Annotated in this window: 18 protein-coding genes and 8 tRNA genes; 20 read left to right on the top strand and 6 right to left on the bottom strand. The window is 47.0% G+C overall.

Annotation, left to right across the window (positions count from 1 at the left end):
• Positions 1–58: 58 nt before the first annotated feature.
• From AB4111_RS30700 to AB4111_RS30775, 16 genes are all read left to right on the top strand, one after another.
• Positions 59–144 (top strand) — tRNA-Tyr (locus AB4111_RS30700).
• Between the two features lie 9 nt (positions 145–153).
• Positions 154–229: transfer RNA gene (locus AB4111_RS30705), tRNA-Lys, on the top strand.
• A 6-nt stretch (positions 230–235) separates the two neighbouring features.
• Positions 236–316 (top strand) — tRNA-Leu (locus AB4111_RS30710).
• A gap of 10 nt (positions 317–326) precedes the next feature.
• Positions 327–401, top strand: a tRNA-Gly gene (locus AB4111_RS30715).
• A 7-nt stretch (positions 402–408) separates the two neighbouring features.
• A tRNA-Arg gene (locus AB4111_RS30720) sits at positions 409–485 on the top strand.
• Positions 486–502: 17 nt separating this feature from the next.
• A tRNA-Leu gene (locus AB4111_RS30725) sits at positions 503–581 on the top strand.
• A 7-nt stretch (positions 582–588) separates the two neighbouring features.
• A tRNA-Pro gene (locus AB4111_RS30730) sits at positions 589–662 on the top strand.
• A 10-nt stretch (positions 663–672) separates the two neighbouring features.
• Positions 673–743: transfer RNA gene (locus tag AB4111_RS30735), tRNA-Gly, on the top strand.
• A 390-nt stretch (positions 744–1,133) separates the two neighbouring features.
• Positions 1,134–2,999 (top strand): 3D-(3,5/4)-trihydroxycyclohexane-1,2-dione acylhydrolase (decyclizing), encoded by a 1,866-nt coding sequence (gene iolD, locus AB4111_RS30740; protein ID WP_442035075.1) that lies wholly within the window; start codon positions 1,134–1,136, stop codon positions 2,997–2,999.
• Between the two features lie 150 nt (positions 3,000–3,149).
• Entirely contained in the window at positions 3,150–4,052 is a 903-nt protein-coding gene (iolE, locus tag AB4111_RS30745) for a myo-inosose-2 dehydratase (RefSeq protein WP_442035077.1), read from the top strand.
• A gap of 195 nt (positions 4,053–4,247) precedes the next feature.
• Positions 4,248–5,258 (top strand): 5-dehydro-2-deoxygluconokinase, encoded by a 1,011-nt coding sequence (gene iolC / locus AB4111_RS30750; protein ID WP_253429220.1) that lies wholly within the window; start codon positions 4,248–4,250, stop codon positions 5,256–5,258.
• Positions 5,259–5,357: 99 nt separating this feature from the next.
• The gene (locus AB4111_RS30755; protein WP_442035080.1) at positions 5,358–6,833 is read left to right on the top strand and encodes a CoA-acylating methylmalonate-semialdehyde dehydrogenase; all 1,476 of its coding nucleotides are present in this window, start codon (positions 5,358–5,360) and stop codon (positions 6,831–6,833) included.
• Between the two features lie 69 nt (positions 6,834–6,902).
• On the top strand, positions 6,903–7,955 hold the full coding sequence (gene iolG / locus AB4111_RS30760; protein WP_442035082.1) for an inositol 2-dehydrogenase: 1,053 nt from the start codon (positions 6,903–6,905) through the stop codon (positions 7,953–7,955).
• A gap of 110 nt (positions 7,956–8,065) precedes the next feature.
• Positions 8,066–8,872: a 5-deoxy-glucuronate isomerase gene (gene iolB, locus AB4111_RS30765; protein WP_442035084.1), complete on the top strand. Its 807-nt coding sequence runs from the start codon at positions 8,066–8,068 to the stop codon at positions 8,870–8,872.
• A gap of 214 nt (positions 8,873–9,086) precedes the next feature.
• A complete protein-coding gene (locus AB4111_RS30770; RefSeq protein WP_442035086.1) occupies positions 9,087–10,094 on the top strand; it encodes a LacI family DNA-binding transcriptional regulator in 1,008 nt (335 codons plus the stop codon).
• A 417-nt stretch (positions 10,095–10,511) separates the two neighbouring features.
• Positions 10,512–11,039, top strand: coding sequence for a hypothetical protein (locus tag AB4111_RS30775; protein ID WP_442035088.1), 528 nt, complete (start codon positions 10,512–10,514; stop codon positions 11,037–11,039).
• A gap of 216 nt (positions 11,040–11,255) precedes the next feature.
• Here the strand turns inward: AB4111_RS30775 and AB4111_RS30780 are convergent, their stop codons facing one another.
• The 3 genes from AB4111_RS30780 to AB4111_RS30790 all read right to left on the bottom strand — a co-directional run bounded on the left by AB4111_RS30780 (position 11,256) and on the right by AB4111_RS30790 (position 13,149).
• The gene (locus AB4111_RS30780; protein WP_442035090.1) at positions 11,256–11,615 is read right to left on the bottom strand and encodes a hypothetical protein; all 360 of its coding nucleotides are present in this window, start codon (positions 11,613–11,615) and stop codon (positions 11,256–11,258) included.
• 260 nt (positions 11,616–11,875) lie between these two features.
• On the bottom strand, positions 11,876–12,676 hold the full coding sequence (locus AB4111_RS30785) for a DUF4261 domain-containing protein (RefSeq protein WP_442035092.1): 801 nt from the start codon (positions 12,674–12,676) through the stop codon (positions 11,876–11,878).
• A 116-nt stretch (positions 12,677–12,792) separates the two neighbouring features.
• Positions 12,793–13,149, bottom strand: a complete 357-nt coding sequence (locus AB4111_RS30790) for a DUF1304 domain-containing protein (RefSeq protein ID WP_036608019.1) — start codon at positions 13,147–13,149, stop codon at positions 12,793–12,795.
• A gap of 268 nt (positions 13,150–13,417) precedes the next feature.
• Here AB4111_RS30790 and AB4111_RS30795 point away from each other — a divergent pair, with 268 nt between their 5' ends.
• Entirely contained in the window at positions 13,418–13,951 is a 534-nt protein-coding gene (locus AB4111_RS30795) for an MOSC domain-containing protein (protein WP_442035094.1), read from the top strand.
• Between the two features lie 16 nt (positions 13,952–13,967).
• On the opposite strand, the gene AB4111_RS30800 is transcribed toward AB4111_RS30795, so the two are convergent.
• Both AB4111_RS30800 and AB4111_RS30805 read right to left on the bottom strand, forming a co-directional pair.
• Positions 13,968–14,807, bottom strand: a complete 840-nt coding sequence (locus AB4111_RS30800) for a DUF6597 domain-containing transcriptional factor (protein WP_442035096.1) — start codon at positions 14,805–14,807, stop codon at positions 13,968–13,970.
• A gap of 28 nt (positions 14,808–14,835) precedes the next feature.
• Positions 14,836–15,573: a WecB/TagA/CpsF family glycosyltransferase gene (locus AB4111_RS30805; protein WP_442035098.1), complete on the bottom strand. Its 738-nt coding sequence runs from the start codon at positions 15,571–15,573 to the stop codon at positions 14,836–14,838.
• 264 nt (positions 15,574–15,837) lie between these two features.
• On the opposite strand from AB4111_RS30805, the gene AB4111_RS30810 reads away from it, so the two are divergent.
• Together AB4111_RS30810 and AB4111_RS30815 are read left to right on the top strand one after the other, a co-directional pair.
• Positions 15,838–16,287, top strand: coding sequence for an SRPBCC family protein (locus AB4111_RS30810; protein ID WP_442035100.1), 450 nt, complete (start codon positions 15,838–15,840; stop codon positions 16,285–16,287).
• 179 nt (positions 16,288–16,466) lie between these two features.
• Positions 16,467–17,996, top strand: coding sequence for a PAS domain-containing protein (locus AB4111_RS30815; RefSeq protein WP_442035102.1), 1,530 nt, complete (start codon positions 16,467–16,469; stop codon positions 17,994–17,996).
• A 139-nt stretch (positions 17,997–18,135) separates the two neighbouring features.
• Here the strand turns inward: AB4111_RS30815 and pyk are convergent, their stop codons facing one another.
• Complete coding sequence (gene pyk, locus AB4111_RS30820) at positions 18,136–19,551, bottom strand: pyruvate kinase (protein WP_442035104.1); 1,416 nt, start codon at positions 19,549–19,551, stop codon at positions 18,136–18,138.
• A gap of 112 nt (positions 19,552–19,663) precedes the next feature.
• Here pyk and AB4111_RS30825 point away from each other — a divergent pair, with 112 nt between their 5' ends.
• Positions 19,664–20,443 (top strand): helix-turn-helix transcriptional regulator, encoded by a 780-nt coding sequence (locus AB4111_RS30825; RefSeq protein WP_253429239.1) that lies wholly within the window; start codon positions 19,664–19,666, stop codon positions 20,441–20,443.
• Positions 20,444–20,550: the final 107 nt, after the last annotated feature.

The following is a 20,550-nucleotide window of genomic DNA, read 5'->3' on the forward strand; positions in this document are numbered from 1 at the left end:
CTGACTTGTAATCAGTAGGTTGGGGGTTCAAGTCCTCTCGCCGGCACCATGTAATCCTGGAGGATTAGCGAAGTGGCCAAACGCATCAGACTGTAAATCTGCTCCCGTACGGGTTCGGTGGTTCGAATCCATCATCCTCCACCAGTTTTCTATGAGTCATTAGCTCAGTTGGTAGAGCACCTGACTTTTAATCAGGGTGTCGAAGGTTCGAGCCCTTCATGACTCACCATCATATGCGCGTGTGGCGGAATTGGCAGACGCACTAGACTTAGGATCTAGCGTCTTTGACGTGGGGGTTCAAGTCCCTCCACGCGCATTCTTTATTTGCGGAAGTGGCTCAGCGGTAGAGCATCGCCTTGCCAAGGCGAGGGTCGCGGGTTCGATTCCCGTCTTCCGCTCCAATATTTTGCGCCCTTAGCTCAGCTGGATAGAGCGTTTGACTACGAATCAAAAGGCCGGGAGTTCGAATCTCTCAGGGCGCGCCATTATAACTTCATACTTTGCCGGCGTGGCGGAATGGCAGACGCGCTCGACTCAAAATCGAGTGGGAAACCGTGGAGGTTCGAGTCCTCTCGCCGGTATAGATAACGGGATGTAGCTCAGCTTGGTAGAGCACCTGGTTTGGGACCAGGGGGTCGCATGTTCAAATCGTGTCATCCCGATTGTTGTTATGCGGGTGTAGTTCAATGGTAGAACTTTAGCCTTCCAAGCTAATAGCGTGGGTTCGATTCCCATCACCCGCTTAAATATGGAAAAGAAAGAGATGGTATTCACCGTCTCTTTCTTTTTTTGCATTCACAGGCATATCGATCATGATTGTATACCAAGATCACAGATGATATGGCCAACTAGCATGTACGAGCATGTATCCCAACCTCTTGATACATTCCCCACTCTTTTAGACTTGTTCTTAGTAATTCTTGAAGTATTCCAATGAAGAAGGTCTAGTGCATCTTCGAACACTTGAATATCTTTTCTGTATCACATTTATAAAAACGCTTACAAAAATAACTTGCGTAAATCATTAACCTGTAATACCATATCAATTAAGCGCTTAACCTTTAGGGGTAAGGCGCTTAAACTTAACTTAGATTAAGCGCTTAACCCGTAAAGGAAAGGAAGGCGATCAATTCATGAATACAATTCGACTAACGATGGCTCAGGCACTGCTTCGATATCTGGATCAGCAATATATTTCGGTTGACGGGGTGGAAACCAAGTTTGTGAAGGGAATCATCGGCATTTTTGGACATGGCAACGTAACAGGCATTGGAGAAGCGCTGGAGCGCAGTCCGGGAAGCCTGACGTATATGCAAGGCAAGAATGAACAAGGTATGGTGCATACGGCCGCGGCCTACGCCAAGCAGAAGAACCGCAGACAGATCTATGCATGTACTACATCCATTGGACCTGGTGCTTTGAATATGATTACAGCGGCAGCTACTGCAACGGTGAACCGGATTCCGGTTTTATTGCTTCCTGGAGACAACTTTGCTACGCGGGAACCGGACCCGGTACTACAGCAGTTGGAAGTGAGCAGTGATTATACCATCTCAGCCACTGATCCATTCAAAGCCGTCAGCAAGTACTGGGATCGCATCGTTCGTCCCGAGCAGTTGATGATTGCTGCTACACAGGCCATGCGTGTACTAACCGATCCAGCAGAGACGGGAGCAGTAACGCTCGCACTGCCACAGGACGTGCAGGCAGAAGCGTACGATTACCCGGAATCGTTCTTTGCCCGCAAAGTGCATTATCTGGACCGTCGCCCACCGGTACAAGCAGCCATTGAACGGGCAACGGAGCAGATTGCCCGTGGCAGAAAGCCGCTTCTCGTTGCAGGCGGCGGTGTGTTGTACTCTGAGGCGTCCGTTCAACTCGTGGAGTTCGCCGAGGCATTTGGCATTCCGATCGCCGAGACGCAGGCGGGCAAGAGCGCAGTCTCTTGGGACCACCCACTGAATGTGGGGGCCATCGGGGTTACCGGCTCTCTGGCAGCCAACAGGCTGGCGAGAGAAGCGGATGTGGTGATCGGCGTCGGTACTCGTTTCTCCGATTTTACGACGGCGTCCCGCTCTGCTTTTCAGCATCCGGAAGCTTCATTCATTAACATCAACCTGAACGGTATGGATGCCGCCAAGTTAGGCGGAGAAGCCATTCTGGCAGATGCACGCGAAGGATTGCAGGCTTTACAGAAGGAATTGCAGCAAAGACAATACCGCAGTGCATATGGTGCATCCGAAATCGCTGATCTCCGTACTGAGTGGAATGCAGAAGTAGATCGGCTGTATGGAGCACAGCATGAAGCAGGGCTGGCACAGACAACTGCAGTTGGCATAGTTAATCGGACCATTGATCCATCCTCCGTTATTGTGTGTGCGGCAGGCAGTCTGCCAGGTGACCTGCATCGTCTGTGGCGTGCGGCTGAACCAAAGACGTATCACATGGAGTATGGATTCTCCTGTATGGGGTACGAGGTAAGTGGAGCGTTCGGAGCAGCACTTGCCGAGCCAGATCGTGAAGTGTACGCCATGGTCGGTGATGGCAGTTATCTGATGTTGCATTCAGAGTTTGTGACCAGTCTGCAGGAACAGAAGAAGATGACCGTTCTATTATTCAACAACAATGGATTCCAGTGTATTCATAATTTGCAGCGGGAACATGGTAGTGACGGGTTCGGCAATGAGTTCCGATATCGGGAATCCGAGAGTGGGCGACTGACCGGGGATTACATGCCAATGGATTTCGCTGCACACGCCAGAAGCATGGGAGCCAAATCCTATAGAGCCGAGACAGCAGAACAGCTGGAACAGGCAATCCGAGATGCGAAGAACGAAACGGTGAGTACGTTGATTGAGATTCCGGTCGTGCCTGGAACCAACGCAGGTGGATACGAGTCATGGTGGAATGTGGGTGTGCCCGAAGTATCTGCCGAGGAAAAGGTAGTTCATGCGCATCACACCATGCAAGCCAACCGTGCCAAAGCAAGACTTATTTAATCGGATTTAATAGAGCATTCCTTCTAAAATAAAGCATTATTTGTACACCCTACGGTATATATCGGTGGACGTATTTATCTATATATTGAAACTAAGAGCACTGCATTCCAAGTGAACCATAATGCTGAACGACAAAGGAGACGTGGAGCAATGAGCAAGCTGCCATTCCAGCTTGGGATTCATCCGATCAATTGGGTCGGTGAAGATGTGAAGGAGCATGGTGATGCGACAACGTGTGCGCAGATTCTGGATGACATTCAGCGTCTTGGGCTGACGGGTACAGAGATGGGGCGTAAATATCCAACTGATCCGGCTGTTTTACGTGAGGAATTGAGCAAAAGGAATATCAAGCTGGTCTCCCAGTGGAAATCCGTCCTTTTCTCCGACCCGGCGTATCGTCAGTCGGAGCTGGACAGTTATCGCAGACATGCGGAATTTCTGCAATCCATGGGCAGTAAGGTGATTAGTACGGCAGAGGTAGGTGGGTCACTTCATTTTGATCCAAGACGGACACCGAATGAAAAAGAAGTGCTCAGACTCAGCGAATCTGAATGGCATATCCTTGCTGAAGGGTTGAACGAAGCAGGAGCTATCGCCCGTGAACACGGGTTGAAGCTTACGTATCATCATCATGGAGGCACAGTGGTAGAGCAACCGGATGAGATTGATCGACTGATGGAATTGACGGACCCTTCTCTCGTGTATCTGCTCTATGATACAGGTCATGCCTACTATGGCGGAGCCAATCCACTGGAGCTGCTGCGCAAACATTATGATCGGATCGCCTATATCCATCTGAAAGATATCCGCCCTCATGTGCTGGATGAAGCACGTGCGGAGCAATCCGACTTTGTCGGTTGTATTCGTAGAGGAGTGTTCACCGTACCAGGGGATGGATGCATTGATTTTGCACCAATTCTGCAGGAACTGATCACACGAGGGTACGATGGCTGGGCGATGCTTGAAGGAGAGCAGGACCCTGCAATTCATAACCCGTATGAGTATGCCAAACGCTCTTTGAACTATATGGAGTCCTTATACCAACACAGCTGATACAGACATAGAGATCGGGAGAGGACCATACCCATGAAGTGAAAAGGAAGAAGGCTAGCAAAACTGCAACGTTACGATTGGAAAATAAAACTGACCTTCTCTAGACGTTTACTAATCCTCACGTTGGATTGAGTAACAAGTCTAGATATCCATATGCAACAATTAAATTCCACCTCAGAAAGGGGCTCACATGCAATGACTTACGTATCCTTTCCGGTATCCAGGAAGAAGGATTTCACCGCGATTGGCCGCTTATGTATCGACTTGAACGCCAATGAGATCAATCGCCCGATGGAAGAAACGATGACGTTCACGAAATATGTGGGCGGCTCTCCGGCCAATATTACGATAGGCATGTCCAGACTGGGTATGGAGACGGCTTTTATTGGTAAGATCGCGGGTGACCAGATGGGTCGATTCATCCATAGCTATCTGGAGAAGAACGGCATCGACACATCAAATGTGGTTACAGATGACACCGGAGCGGTGACAGGGCTTGCTTTTACCGAAATCAAGAGCCCAACCGATTGCAGTATCTTAATGTACCGGGACAATGTAGCGGATCTGTTATTACAGGCGCAAGAGGTACAAGAGCAGTTGATTGCTGACTCCAAAGTGCTGCTAATCTCAGGCACGGCCCTCGCGCAGAGCCCATCCCGTGAAGCCGTATTACAGGCACTAACGTATGCGAAAAAACATGGCACAGTTATTGTGTTTGATCTGGACTATCGCCCATACACATGGACATCAGACGAAGAGACAGCGGTCTATTACAACCTTGCAGCCGAGAAATGCGATATCATCCTCGGCACACGTGAAGAGTTCGACATGATGGAGACATTTGACCACAATCCGGATCATAGTGATCAGGTGACTGCACAGAAATGGTTTGATTTTTCAGCCAACATCGTTGTCATTAAACACGGGAAGGAAGGCTCCATTGCTTATACGCGTGAAGGACTTTCTCACCGTGCGGACAGCTATCCGGCAAAAGTAGTCAAAACGTTCGGGGCAGGCGACTCCTACGCAGCTGGGTTCCTGTATGGATTGATGCAGGGTTGGACGATTGAGCGCAGTATGGCGTACGGCAGTGGCGCAGCAAGTATCGTTATTTCGAGCCACAGCTGTTCGGATGCGATGCCAACGGTAGAACAGGTGAATGATTACATCGAACGTTGCAATCGGGGCGAGATTACCGCGCTCTGAAGCAGATTGCAATACTTTGAATAACACGCTCGTACAGATCAACATCAATAATATCAGTTGAACATAAAGGATCACACATAAGCGAAGGGAGACAGGGCTATGGGAAAAGGGATTTCTGAAGCGTCTACAACAGCGACAATGGTACAAAACTGGATCGGGGGTGCCTGGGTGACCCCAGCGGCAACCCGTACCGAGCCGGTTGTGAATCCGGCTACAGAAGAGGTCATTGCACATGTGCCACTATCTGAACAAGCGGACGTGGATCTGGCTGTACAGACAGCACGGGAAGCGTTCAAGTCATGGAGCGGCACACCGGTTCCACGCCGCGCACGTATTCTGTTCCGCTACCAGCAGTTGCTGGTCGAACATTGGGAAGAGCTCGCCCGCCTGGTAACGCTGGAGAACGGAAAAAGCTACGCCGAAGCGTATGGCGAGGTACTGCGTGGCATTGAGTGCGTCGAGTTCGCGGCAGGTGCCCCGAATCTGATGATGGGCAAACAACTGCCTGACATCGCGACAGGACTGGAGTCGGGCATGTACCGCTACCCGATCGGTGTTATTGGGGGAATTACCCCATTCAATTTCCCGATGATGGTACCGTGCTGGATGTTCCCGCTGGCTATTGCGTGTGGTAACACCTTTGTTCTGAAGCCGTCCGAGCGCACACCGCTGCTGGCAGGCCGCCTGGCAGAGCTGTTTAAGGAAGCGGGGCTTCCGGATGGCGTGCTCAACATCGTTCACGGTGCACATGATGTCGTGAACGGTCTGCTGGAACATAGGGATGTTCAAGCGATCTCCTTTGTCGGATCACAACCTGTAGCTGAATACGTCTACACCACTGCATCCAAGCATGGCAAACGGGTACAGGCACTCGCGGGTGCCAAAAACCACTCCATCGTTATGCCGGACGCCGATCTGGATCTAACGGTGAAAGAAATTACGAGTGCAGCCTTTGGCTCAGCAGGGGAACGCTGCATGGCATGTTCAGTTGTTGTGGCTGTGGGTGACGTGGCTGATGAACTGGTACAAAAGCTGGTGGAAGCAGCAGATCGCATTACCATTGGTAACGGTATGGATGAGGGCGTGTTCCTCGGTCCTGTTATCCGTGGACCACATAAAGAGCGTACACTCGGTTACATTGAATCCGGAGAGCAGGAAGGCGCGGCCTTGATCCGGGATGGACGTAAGGATCAGGAAACAGATGGTTCGGGTTATTTTGTAGGGCCAACGGTATTTGACCAAGTGGAGAGTAATATGAAAATTTGGCAGGATGAGATCTTTGCTCCAGTACTCTCGGTGGCAAGAGTATCTACCCTGGAGGAGGCCGTTGAGCTGGCAAACCGTTCCGATTTTGCTAATGGTGCGTGTCTGTTCACCCGCAGCGGGGCAAGTATGCGTCAATTCCGTGAGACAATTGATGCGGGCATGTTGGGTATTAACCTGGGCGTACCTGCACCAATGGCATTTTTCCCGTTTTCCGGTTGGAAAAAGTCCTTCTATGGTGATCTGCATGCCAATGGTACGGATGGTGTTGAATTCTACACTCGCAAGAAGATGGTAACGGCACGCTGGTAACAACCAGAGCATCACTCGGGCTAAGGGGAACACTCAGCCCATATGGACGCACATAGGGAGGATAACGGAATGGGCAAGGACAAAGTGAGAATTGGCATCATCGGTGCTGGACGGATCGGCAAAATTCATGCAGACAATCTCCTGCGCAACCCGCATGCCGAGATTGTGGGAATCAGTGACTTGTTTGCAGGTCCTGAATTGGAGGCATGGGCCTCCACACGTGGCATCCCTGTTGTAACAACGGATAGCAGCCAGTTGATCTCGATGCCTAATGTAGACGCGGTGCTGATCTGTTCTTCAACAGATACACATGTGCCGCTGATCGAACAGGCAGCCAAGGCAGGCAAACATATCTTTTGCGAGAAGCCAGTCAGTATGGATCTAGCACAGACCCAAGCGGCTGTAGCAGCAGTGCAGAAGGCGGGCGTGAAGCTGCAGATCGGATTTAACCGCCGCTTCGATCACAACTTCAGACGGGTACGTGCACATGTGCAGGATGGTACGATTGGTGATCCGCACATTATCAAAATTACGTCTCGCGACCCGTCCCCACCACCTGCGGAGTATATCCGGGTGTCTGGCGGGATCTTCATGGACATGATGATCCACGATTTTGACATGGCCCGCTATCTGTCCGGGAGTGAAGTGGAAGAAGTATACGCCCAAGGCAATGTGCTGATCAATCCGGTCTTTGCAGAACATGGCGATGTGGATACGGCGATTGTAACAATGACGTTTGCCAACGGGGCGATTGGTGTTATTGATAACAGCCGCCAGGCTGTATACGGATACGATCAGCGTGTTGAAGTATTTGGTTCAATGGGCAGTGCTGCAGCGGCGAATGATCATCCGAATACGGCTGAGATCAGTACAGCTTCCGGGCTAATGCGCGACAAACCGTTACACTTTTTCCTGGAACGCTACAATGAAGCGTATGTGCAGGAGACAGCTCTCTTTATCGATGCGATCATCCATGATACACCCGTTATCGTAGATGGCCACGATGCAGTACAGGCAGAACGAATTGCGCTGGCAGCAAAAATGTCCATGGAACGGGGAAGACCTGTGAAGCTGAGTGAAGTCCCTGGGGTGTCACTGGAATCGCAAACGGCAACGCCATAGGTGGATGATTAAAGTCACTTTTTCTAATAGAGCGCATGAATAGTCCAAGTTTTGTTTTTTTATAAGGTTCAGGTTGTTGTGGACGATTACAGAAAGGAGTGGATGGCAAGATGTCAGAACGTATTGTGAAACCCGTGGTCAACCCGGAGGGAGACGGTACACTTATAAACGTAACACCGGAGTCGGCCGGGTGGGAATATGTTGGATTTCAGGTAGCGAAGTTGGCAGAAGGGGAGACGCTAACCCGTGAGAGCGGTGATCAGGAACTCTGTATGGTGCTTCTCAGTGGTTTCGCCAATGTAAGTACCCGCGAGCACACATGGGATAATATCGGAAAAAGAATGAGTGTTTTCGAGAAAATTCCGCCGTATTCAGTCTACGTCTCAACTTCCGATCAAGTGCAGATCACAGCACGTACCGAACTGGAAATCGCTATATGTGTTGCACCCGGTAAAGGCACGTACCCGGCTCGTCTCATTACACCCGAAGATGTAGGGGTAGAGGCACGAGGGTATGGCAATCTGGAGCGCCAGATTCACAACATTTTGCCGGAACAAAAGGAAGCGGACAGTTTGCTCGTTGTTGAGGTGTTCACACCAGATGGGCATTGGTCTAGTTACCCGCCACATAAGCATGACCGAGACGCACTACCGGATGAATCTTTGCTGGAAGAGACGTATTATTTCCGTGTGCAGCCTGAGCAGGGGTTTGCCATTCAGCGCATATACACGGATGATCGCTCTGTGGATGAGACCTTGGCAGTAAAGAATGGCGAAGTGGTGCTTGTTCCGGACGGATATCATCCGGTAGGTGCTCCTCCTGGGTATGAGGTCTACTATCTGAACGTCATGGCTGGCCCAACCCGGACATGGAAATTCCATAACGACCCTGACCATGAGTGGTTGATGAAAAAGTAAAACAGTTCATGCTACGCAGATTTTGCTCACTTCAAGTTGCGTATGCAGACTTCCCCCTGCATAATGAGAAGAGAACAATGATCTATGCGAATCAATTTTATAACTCACTAAAAATGGATTTCTGTAACTTAGCCTTGATTGAAGCAGCTAAAGGTATCATGAAATTGATTCATGTATAACGCAATTTATATATAGCACAAATGGGGAAAAAACAATGAAAGCAACCATATACGATATAGCACGCGAGGCGGGTGTATCCATTGCAACCGTCTCGCAGGTCATTAATGGCAAAGGCAAGATCAGTGAAAAGCGGCGCGCCGAGATTATGGAGATCATGGAACGACTCCACTATCAACCCAGCGCAATCGCAGCTGCACTTACAGGCAAGCAGACGTATACATTGGGGCTGCTCGTACCGGACATCTCAAACCCGTATTTTGCAGAACTCGCCAGAGCGGTGGAGGATCGCAGCCGTCAATTGGGCTACAGCGTGGTCATCTGTAGTACGGATAATAAGGACGAGCGGGTAGAGCGTTACCTGAACCTGCTCCAGCAAAAAAGGGTCGATGGCATGATGATCGGAACCGGGATCGATAATGCCGAAATTTTGTCACCCCTCCTGCAACAGTCGATACCTGTTGCTCTGATTGCCCGTCATATGCCATCCCTGTCGGTACATACGGTCACCATTGACGACATACTCGGCGGGGCACTCGCAGCTGAGCATCTGCTTGAACTTGGGCACACCCGTGTAGCGGTATTGTCGGAACCGTCCAAAGTCAGCAGCAGTCAGGAACGTGTACGCGGATTCCGTGAAGCACTGATTAAGGCAGGATATACGTTGGAACCGACTCAGATCCGAGAATCCGCAGCTGACTTGAGTTCGGCCAAAAAAGAGGCGCTACTGCTGCTCGGTGAGAATGATCACCCAACAGGTTTGTTCTGTTGTAATGACATTCAGGCCATCGGTGCTCTTCAGGCAGCCAAAGAGCTGGGGCTACGCGTGCCAGAGGATGTGTCAATTATCGGGTTTGATAATACCATTCTGGCTTCGGTAACCAGTCCACCGCTTACGACTGTTGCCCAGCCAATTGAAGAACTGGGGCATCGCGCTGTAGATCTGTTGATAGAAGAGTTGAAGGATGAACAAAAAGAGCCACAGAAGATTGTGCTGAAGCCTGAGCTGGTTATCAGAGACTCGGCAGGTCGCGTATTGCGCTGAAAAAAATTAGGTTCCTGATGTAACCTAAAAAGGCGTGAGGCCAAGCTGATATGCGTCATATTCCTGTGAGGAGATACGGATATCGTTTCACCTCACATTCTGAACATGTACGGTAACAAAGTAATAAACAAGCCGCGCTCGCCCTATGGGAGAACGCGGCTTGTTTATTGAAATTTAAATTTAGCTACTAATATTTCTAAAAAAATAACGTGGTATGAAAGTATAAGTATGCTGATAACATGCTTTTTTTGCTACTGTTCAATCATCTCTAGCATTTTACTTTTGGCAAAACGTTATCGTTCGCATAGTAGCAGTGAATAAGAAATAACTATGGAAGAGAAGGAGTAAGATGATATACTGAAAAGTATCATTAATTACCATTTTATATACGTTTTGTGGTGTATGGAGGGGAGCGCTATGATTAAAAGAATTAAAATCATTATGGGTATCGTCATGATTATTGTTGTTGTAGCTATTGCAGTGCGTATGTATACCTCTGGTCAATATACGATGTACATCCCCAGCAAACATACGACGTTACGAGCTGAGGTGATAGATCATATGAGCATGCTGGATAGCTTGGATCGACTGACCATTAAAAAAGTTTCGAGGGCAGATCCGCATAATGATGAGGATGAAGTGACGATCACGGATCCCAACGAGATTAGGGATATGCTGAAGTTATTGAAGGATGTTGAACTTAAAAAAGTACAGGACATCGATACTTCTCAGAGCAGTTCACATTACTATGAGTGGCGACTTTTAATTAATAAAGAGGGTCGATTTTCCGAGGGATTCGGACTTACATTCTATAATGATCATGCCGTTTCAATCTATAGTGAGCACAAGACACGAGACCCATTTCAAGATTACGAAATAACTAATGAGTTAAATATAAACGAGATGGAGCGCCTTTTTGAAAAACTGAAGGAAGAGCAATCATGACCAAGACCAACTATCATATACGTGCAATTGAGGAACAGGATATGATATCCCTTTTCTATGGGAGATGTTATACGCATCCCTGTTGCTGGCAAGACGGAGTAAGCCAAGTGGAACTGAAAAAAAAGAAAAAGGCGCTCCCTCATGGGGAACACCTCTTTCTTTTTGCCAGGTACAGCATCGGTAGCTCTCTTGATACTTAATCCGTAGCACTCAATATTATTTCAACAAAAATGCCAAAGCCTCGTCATACGTTTCCCATTGGAATTCAGTCTGATGCGTCGATTCCTTGGAAATCCGATTCAATTGCATTTTGGCGATCGCACCACCTACAGCGACACTGGCCCGTTTCATACCCCATTCGATCAATAATTTTTGATGTTCCACAATTTTGTCTTTTGTATCCTGGGGGAACGCCTTCATATTTCTCATATCTACTAGCACATCAAACGAATTTCCCAATTGTTCCGCAATTGTCTGGATTTCCGTATTCGCTTGTTCGACATGTTCAGGAGTAACAATACCTTCCCAGATAATTTCAATAATAGGTTTAGTTGAATCCAAACGTCTAACAGACATGTAGGCAACTCCTCGATTATAAAATAATATGTAATATATGAGACTATAAGCCTATTAATTATACCCTGTTATAACGAGAATGAAAACTTAATTCATAATATAGTGGTTCTTATGGACTACTTTTTCCTAGCGAAGTTAAATTCAGGGATTGTTCTCATGTCGTCATTGGGAGGAAGATTGAATAGCTAAAAGCCACCCAGAGGAAGAACTCCAGATGGCTTCAATAATTGTAACATGATAAAGTGAAAATCCTTCGTAAGTTAGAAGCCAATCTTCAAACTGTTACCTTCCGTTGCTACACCTCTGGAAAGGGAAATGTTCAGCTTTTGCTCTGCCGAGAAGCCTAGTGTTTCTCCATCATGCAGTGTGACGTCGTTTTCAACCACATACGTTGTGGTCATGAACATCATCTCAAATACATCGCTTAAGGATTCAGCAGATTGTATAATCTCCATCTCTTCTTTTCCAAAGTTACGTAGTCCGTAAGTATAAGCAGAAGCGCCTTCGGCATTTTGGAATAATCCGATGAAAATCCAGAGCGAGACGGGCAACTCATCGTGTTTGATCCCACGGCTGGTTTCGACATACTGACTGGCTTCAACGACAAGGGGAGCCATGTATATTGCCAGCGCGTGATCCAACTGTAACAAGGCACTCGATGTTTGAGTGAACAGAACATGTCCCTCAATTGCATTTGTTGCGTTCAGAACAGACACAATAATCTGAGACTGGTGCCGTGAGGTAACTTGCTCCGCTTCTCGCCAAAGGATGTTTAGCCTGGCATTCTCCTCAACTTCACGGTCTGGTACAGGCGCTGCAATATGAGCGCATACCACCTGCATTCCATTCACTTCAAAAAAGAGATTGCCCTCCTCTGGGCTTTCCTCAATCTCAATATTCCATTCGTTCCTCATATTTCTGATAAAGAGGTCAAAATCACAATCGTCGCGCTCCAGCAGGACAAAACCCACGATGGTTTCACTGTAATTCGTGGATTCGACAGCACCACCTGCAGGTACCTTTTCCTTTTTGCGTCGCCGAAGCTTATCAAACAATCCCATGACATGTTCTCCTTCCGATCCCAGATTGATTCTGGTCATTGTACACTGCTATCTATTCACTACCTTACCATAACGGAGTTAAGATGAATCGCAGCAATGCACCTATCGACAGGAAATTACAGGAACAGGACCAACAACAATGCAATGATCGCAGGCAATCCTTGTTTGATGATGATTGACCGTGAGGAAGTTGCTCCTCCATAGAGAGCCGCGATAATCACACACGCCAGGAAGAAAATCTGAATATGCTGTCCAACGGCAGCATCCGGATATACGAGTCCCCAGATCAGACCTGCCGCAAGAAATCCATTGTAAAGGCCTTGATTGGCCGCAAGCGATTTGGTGGATTTGGCGAATTCCGGCGTGAGATTGAAGGTTTTCATTGTGCGTGGACGAGTCCACATGAACATCTCCATCACCATGATATAGAAGTGTTCGACAGCTACAAGAGCTACAAAAATGATGCTAATCAATGGAAACACCTTGCTTTCTGATATGTAATTTATTTACTTGTCCATCCTAGTATAAATGTTTGCAACGAGAACGGAAAGAGTAAACTTAATTTGTAACAATTTAATTGTGTATTATTTAAAATATGTATCATTTTCCAAGTGAGTTATAATGTTAAAAATAAAAAAAAGTCGTACAAAGGTAAGCATACGCCGATTGTCGACAATCCATTCATTGGGTAATAATGAACATTAATGAAATGATCATGCTCAGGAAAGGGAGGAGATTACTATGGGGACGGTTCAATTCGTTTTGTTGGCTGATGATCCATCTACATTTTTGACCCGAGTTGTACCTTTTATCGACATTGAGCTTGCAGGAATTCCGGGTGACCGTCATTATGGTCTGCTTCGTCCAGCGGACTCGCGTCAGAAAATCTACAAGCGCGGTACACCGATTGCGAATCGCCGCCAGATCAGTATTGTGTCTGAGGAAGAATGTGCTCTTATAGCTGAGAAAATGAATATTCCTGAAGTGCGTCCAGAGTGGTTGGGTGCCAATCTACTGGTCCAAGGCATTGATCGTTTGACTGAACTGCCTGCTGGAACGCGGCTTTTATTTCCGAACGGGACAGGGTTAATATGTGAAGGGGAGAACCTTCCCTGTGTGCATCCGGGGAAAATGATTGAACAATTCTACGAACAGGACGGTTTGCGTAAAAAATTCGTGCCTGCGGCTCGCAAAAAACGTGGGATTGTGTGCTCGGTTGAACGGGAAGGTGTAATCCATACGGGGGATACCATCGAAGTCATTCGCCTGTCCTGATTTTCAGGACAGGTTTTTAATTCATCAGCCCACGGCGCTCACCATTCGGATGTCTAGCGTGTAAGTACTCCTCTGGTGTACTGCCAATAATAGACTTGAAATCTCGGATGAAATGGGATTGATCATGATATCCAAGGTCCTGAGATAGCTTAATCAGGTCACAGTGAAGACCGCGGTCCATCAATTCCGCAGCATTTTGCAGACGATACAACTTAATTACGGTTTTGGGTCCGATGCCCACATACTGATTGAACAGGCGTTGAAGCTTTCGGGTATGCATATTCCAATAGGAAGAGAGATCATCTACTCTCAGCATCTCCCGGTTCTGTTCAATCTGTTGCACAATATCGTTAACCATTCTTGCTTGAGCATCTTCAGGAGGAAGGTGTGCACATAATAGCTGGTCAATGTAACTGGTTTTATCCGCATCATCCCCCGCCCCAAGTAGCCGGTCTTCCAAGGATTCCGCTGTGACGTCAAGAATATTGGATACATTCATCGGCTGTCCGTACAAGGAAGAGACAGGAACCCGGAGGAAGGGATAAAAGCCTCCTGGCTTGAATTTCACGCCAAATACACGACCTTTCCCGCTCACAAGATAGGAGAATTTACGTCCCGATGGTCCGAAGAAAAACGTATGGTTCCGTTCCACAACCAGATTGACACAGGGGTTAGGCACGACATGTTGAGGATACGGTTCAAGTCCAGTCAGATCCCACGATACGATCCAGTAATGTTTAACAAAAGGGCCAAGTGCTTCGGAAGGAGCATAGCGTGTCAGTTGATATTTATGGTCACCTACATTCAGATTCAGCAGGCCCATACTTGGTCTGTCTCCTTGTTCTACCTGTTTCATTCGAGTCATTCCTCCTACTCATCTGATATTATCTAGGTTCTCTGAACAATAATGCCCGTACAGCAAAACGGGGTAAAATGAGTTGCCTGCGCCATCTTGAAGGTTGACTGAGAAGGCGATAGAGCCATTCCAGGTTAAGCTTCTGCCATATCGCAGGGGCACGTTTGGTTTTGCCGGCGAGGATATCGAGACTGCCTCCAACACCTATGGCTACACGAGCGTTCAACTGGTAGCGATACTTGTTAATCCAGTGTTCCGCATGGGGTGCGCCAAGAGCAACAATAAGAAAATCTGGTTGAGCAGTACGAATCTCTTCTACAATCTGTTGTTCCTCATCTGCCTGGAAAAAACCATGGTGTCTGCCTTTTACGACAACTCCCGGATAACGCTGCGCAATGACTTTCACGGCCTGTTCACTTACGCTTTCCTCTGCTCCCAGCATATAGAATGACCAGCGTTTTTGATCGCCTTCCTCCAATAAACGAAACAGCAGATCACAACCGGTTACCCGTTCAGTCAATTGTCCGCCCCGAAAACGGGATACCATAACAATGCCAGCACCGTCAGCCGTAACCAACCCGGCTTGATCGACGACTTGGCGAAGAGAGGCATTCTTCTGACAGGACATCACAATCTCGGGATTGCCTGTGATGACATGGAATAGTCCATTGCTTTCCTGACCTACGACTTCACCTAGGATTGCAACAGTTTGATTCTTCGTTACATTGGGAAAAGGGATACCCATGATATTCGTTGATTGGCTCATGTTTCAAGTCCTTTCTGATTCCATCCTATTACCTTGAACAACACCTGTTATTTCATTCCAGTTTAGTATATCTGATCTTCTGGAAAAGGACTATATATGGGCGAAACCCATTTGGATAATGATATAAACATTCCGGGAGTCATAAATATCTTTATCGATATGACCTGTTGTCGCGTTTTTACAATACGGCTTTTGGGGTATAACGGTAGGATAGGAGTGCGAGGTGGGTAGATCGCGTGTCCAATACTTAAAGGGAGTGAGTCCATGGAACTGAAATATGAATTCTATATCAATGCAGGACTTGAAGATGTGTGGAATGCTCTAATATCACCAGACGGCATACGGAACAGCTTTTTCGGTAGTGAACTTCGCACTAATTTCCAACCAGGTCAGCCATTTGCTTATGTAGGGCCAGGTAATGATGGTGCGGAGACTGTACATGTGTACGGAGATATATTGGAATTTGAACCATTGTCCAGACTTAGTTATCAGGAGCATCCCGGACCGTCATACCATGCCAATCATGCCGAGCTTCAATCCAGGGTGGTCTTCCAGTTGGAGACGGTAGGGGAATGTACGAAGCTGACACTGATCAATGATCAATTTACAGATAACCATCCTTCCTTTGCGAATGCACAGAGCAGTTGGTGGATGATTCTAAGCAGCATAAAAACATGGGTGGAAACGGGGAAAACATTGAATTTTGGCTGGTAGCTGGTAAGAGGCAGTCATTTGAGATTTATTATCATAAAAAATAAAGACAACTAATATAAGAACCGGTGCTGATTAAGCACTGGTTCTTGTTTTTTTATACAAATTTAAGACCATTGCTCTACATTTAATGTCTGATAATGTCGAAATATATATCATATGAACTAAGAGGAGAAATGAACATGTTTCGTAAACGTACTGAATCTACCAAACCAATTCGTATAGATGCACATCAAAAGTTACTGGAGTATAGTCGTAAACTCGTAGCAAATGCAGAAAAGGGCGACTATAACGCATGGATTGATGATGGCATTGAATTTCAGGAAAATGATGAAATAGCTAGTAACATCAAAAAAGCAGTACATATGATGAAAGCACAAAATGAAGGTGTCGAAATGCGTCTTAGAATGCTGAATCAGGCAATGAATGTAGGATTATGGGAATCTGAAATTGTTGCCGGTGATCCGCTGGATAACAATAATGTCGTGGCATTTTCGAATGAATTCCGCCAAATGTTAGGATTCCATAATACCAAGGATTATCCCGATACATTTGCAAGCTGGGCCAAATCGGTATATCCGGATGACAGACCTCAGCTGGTGCAAGAGATAATGAACCATGTGAATGACACTGGAGCAACGACTGCGTATAACGTTATCAGCCGTATGATTACAAAAAGCGGAGAGATTCGCTGGTTCCGATGCCTTGGACATGTCATCCGAAATCAGGCTGGAGTTCCGATCAAACTTCTGGGCATCATGTTCGATATTCATGAGGACAAGAGCAAGTCGGATGAGCTGGAAGCACTCGTCACCCGATATGATCTTGTTAATCGCGCCTTGGTGGAGGCACCGTGGGATATGACCGTTGTGGCTGGAGATGTGGTGAATCCGAATAACGAATTTTGGTGGTCACCCCAGTTCCGTAGAGAATTAGGGTTTAAAGACGAGCAGGATTTCCCAAATGTGTTCAGCAGCTGGAGCAGCAGACTTCATCCGGAAGATCATGATCGGACGATCAACGAATTCGCCAGACATATGAACGACTACAGTGGTCGTACACCGTACGATCTGGATTATCGTTTGCAGCGCAAAGACGGGGAGTATCGGTGGTATCACGCGGGTGGGGAGACCATTAGGGATCAGGATGGAGTACCGCTCCGTGTAGCTGGAACCATTCGAGATGTAACCCATGAGAAGAATAAGGAACAGATCGTGGAAGCTATGAATCTGAAGACCAAACAATTATCCGAGTCCATTGGCGAGATGGTACGTGGAATCAACTCGATCACCGATCAGGCACAGGATCTGGTTACTGCACAGGAGTTATCTGCCGATGCAGCCATTCAAGTGAAAAGCAGTGCAGATGATACGAAGAATATCACTGTGTTTATACGAGAGATTGCCAGTCAGACCAATCTGCTGGGGTTGAATGCAGCTATTGAAGCTGCACGTGCGGGAGAGCTTGGACTGGGATTTGGCGTCGTTGCGGGTGAAGTCCGGAAACTGGCTGATCACAGTTCAGAGGCCACGGTAAATATCGAAGATAGCATGCAGAAGATGAAAACATTGATTGATCAGATTCTTGAACATATCGGTAATATGTCCACGTTAACGCAAAATCAGGCTGCCCTGACACAGCAGGTGAACGCTTCAATGGATGAGATCAACACCATGTCACAGGATCTGGTTGATTACTCCCGGAATCTATAATTCCGAAGTCATTTGTTGCCACTTTCCGATCATTGCACACATCATCTAACAAAAAATCCACCGGGATGCATTTCTGCTCTCGGTGGATTTTTGTATTTCTATATATAGCTAAGATCTATATTCAGTTTCAGCTATTGAATTAGACTTGTTGAACTTTGATCAGGTTTGTATTACCCGATTGACCGATTGGGACACCTGCGGACAATACAATGATGTCGCCTTTTTCGATGTAACCTGTTTTGATTGCGTTACGAGTAGCAGATTCGAACATTTCATCTGTTGTCGTTACTTTGTCGCCCATAACCGGAATGACACCGGAGAGCAGGCAGATTTTGGCCAATACTTCTTCATGTTGTGTAACTGCGATGATTGGCGCTTTTGGACGATACTTGGAGATCATGCGTGCTGTGAATCCACTCTCAGTCGAAGTGATGATTGCTTTTGCATTCAGTACGAGGGAAGAACTTACAGCGCCCTGACTGATAACTTCAGTAATATCAGCGATCTGTTGAGCCGATTTTTGTGCGAATTGCTCTTTGTAATCGATCATTGTTTCAGCACGGCGAGCAACTGCAGCCATCGTACGCACGGATTGTACCGGATATTTACCAGCAGCCGATTCACCGGACAACATCACTACGTCTGCACCTTGAAGTACAGCGTTAGCTACGTCACTAACTTCGGAACGAGTAGGGCGTGGGTTCACTTGCATGGACTCCAGCATGTGTGTAGCTACGATAACGGGTTTACCCGCGCGGTTACATTTGTCGATCATTTCTTTTTGCATCATTGGCACGTCTTCGATGGGTACTTCAACTCCGAGATCTCCACGAGCTACCATGATGCCATCAGATGCTTCAATGATATCGTCCAGGTTAGTCATACCTTCCTGGTTTTCGATTTTGGAGATGATCTGTACGTGGTCTACACCGCGTTCTTTCAAAATGCCGCGGATTTCACGGATGTCGTCGCCTTTACGAACAAAGGATGCTGCGATAATTTCGATATCGTTTTCGATCCCGAATCCGATGTGCATAACGTCACGCTCGGTTACACCTGGCAATGTCGTTTTGATTCCTGGCAAGTTAACCCCTTTGCGTGGTTTCAGAATACCGCCACTGATGATTTTACAATGGATATCGGATCCTTCCACAGATAGTACAGTCAGATCTACAAGGCCATCATCGATGAGGATACGATCGCCAGGTTTCACAACGAGGTTCAGTTCTGGATAGTTTACCGAGATACGCTCAGCGTCACCGAGAATTTCTTCGGTAGTCAGGATCAGCTCTTTACCTGCTTGCAGATGGCAAGATGCTTCTTTCAGTTTGCCAATACGTACTTCCGGTCCTTTGATGTCCATCATGATAGGTACATAGGTGTTCAGTTCGGTAGCTGCTTTGCGGATATTGTTAATCCGTGTAACGTGATCTTCCAGTTCGCCATGAGCCATGTTCAGACGAGCAACAGTCATACCTTCCTGAATCATTACTTTCAACAATTCGATTGAGTCACAAGCAGGTCCCATGGTACAAATAATTTTTGTTTTTAACATGCTAATTTCCTCCTCATATTTAAGCTTATATGTTTATTGTAGCGTTTTCTGTCGAATCAGGGTATGAACTATAGTACAATGATTAGAGTATAGTCCGATAATGAGGTGTGTTATGTTCACTCCACTTGAAGTACGACATATTAATGGTGTTGGTTGGTACGAAGAAGCTGTGCAATCTCAACAAACTTGGCGGCTTAGCTTGGTTACTTATGGAAAATGTGTATATTGGGTGAACGGTGATAAACAGATCATGGAAAAGGGGGAATTGCTCCTCATTCCAGGTGGTGTCCCATATTACGGCAAGAGTATTCCAACAGTAACGCACACACAGATTGTAATTCAATTGCAACGAAATCATACAGAAACTCTGCCTGCGCTCGAACGGTATGAAGCTTTGCGCCATAAACCTGGATGTTACGAACTGATCCATCAACGCATGAGCGCTATTTATCAACAATGGCAGGAGCGTCCGTCTTATTATGTCATGATGAGCCAAGCCTTATTGATGGAAGTGTTGATTTATATGAACAGGGAGTTAGATCGGGGAGTCATTCCGCCGGAGAGGCATAATCATGTTGAACGGATGAAGCGATATATTGAGCGGCATTATCGGGAGAAAGTAACGAAGGAAGAGCTCGGGGACGAGATCAATAAGACTCCCAATTATGCTGCTGCATTATTCAAAAGCATGACGAATCAGACCATCAGTCAGTATGTCCATGATCAACGGATGAAACGAGCCATATATCTGCTCACGGAGTCACAACTCTCCATCCAGGAAATTGCCGAATTTCTCGGCTACCGGGATCTGTCTTATTTTTACCGCATATTTAAGCGTATAACGGGAAGTCCACCATCCGATCTGCTCCATGAACGCCCGCCTATAGTATGAAACGCATAGCCCAACCCTAATAAGTTCTTCTATATAAGTAGGTTTAATTAAATGAGCACAAAAAAAGAGGGCTTAGGCCCTCTTTTGCTGTATAACAGGATCAACAT

The organism is Paenibacillus sp. 2KB_22, assembly GCF_052115745.1.
Taxonomy (GTDB): Bacteria; Bacillota; Bacilli; order Paenibacillales; family Paenibacillaceae; genus Paenibacillus.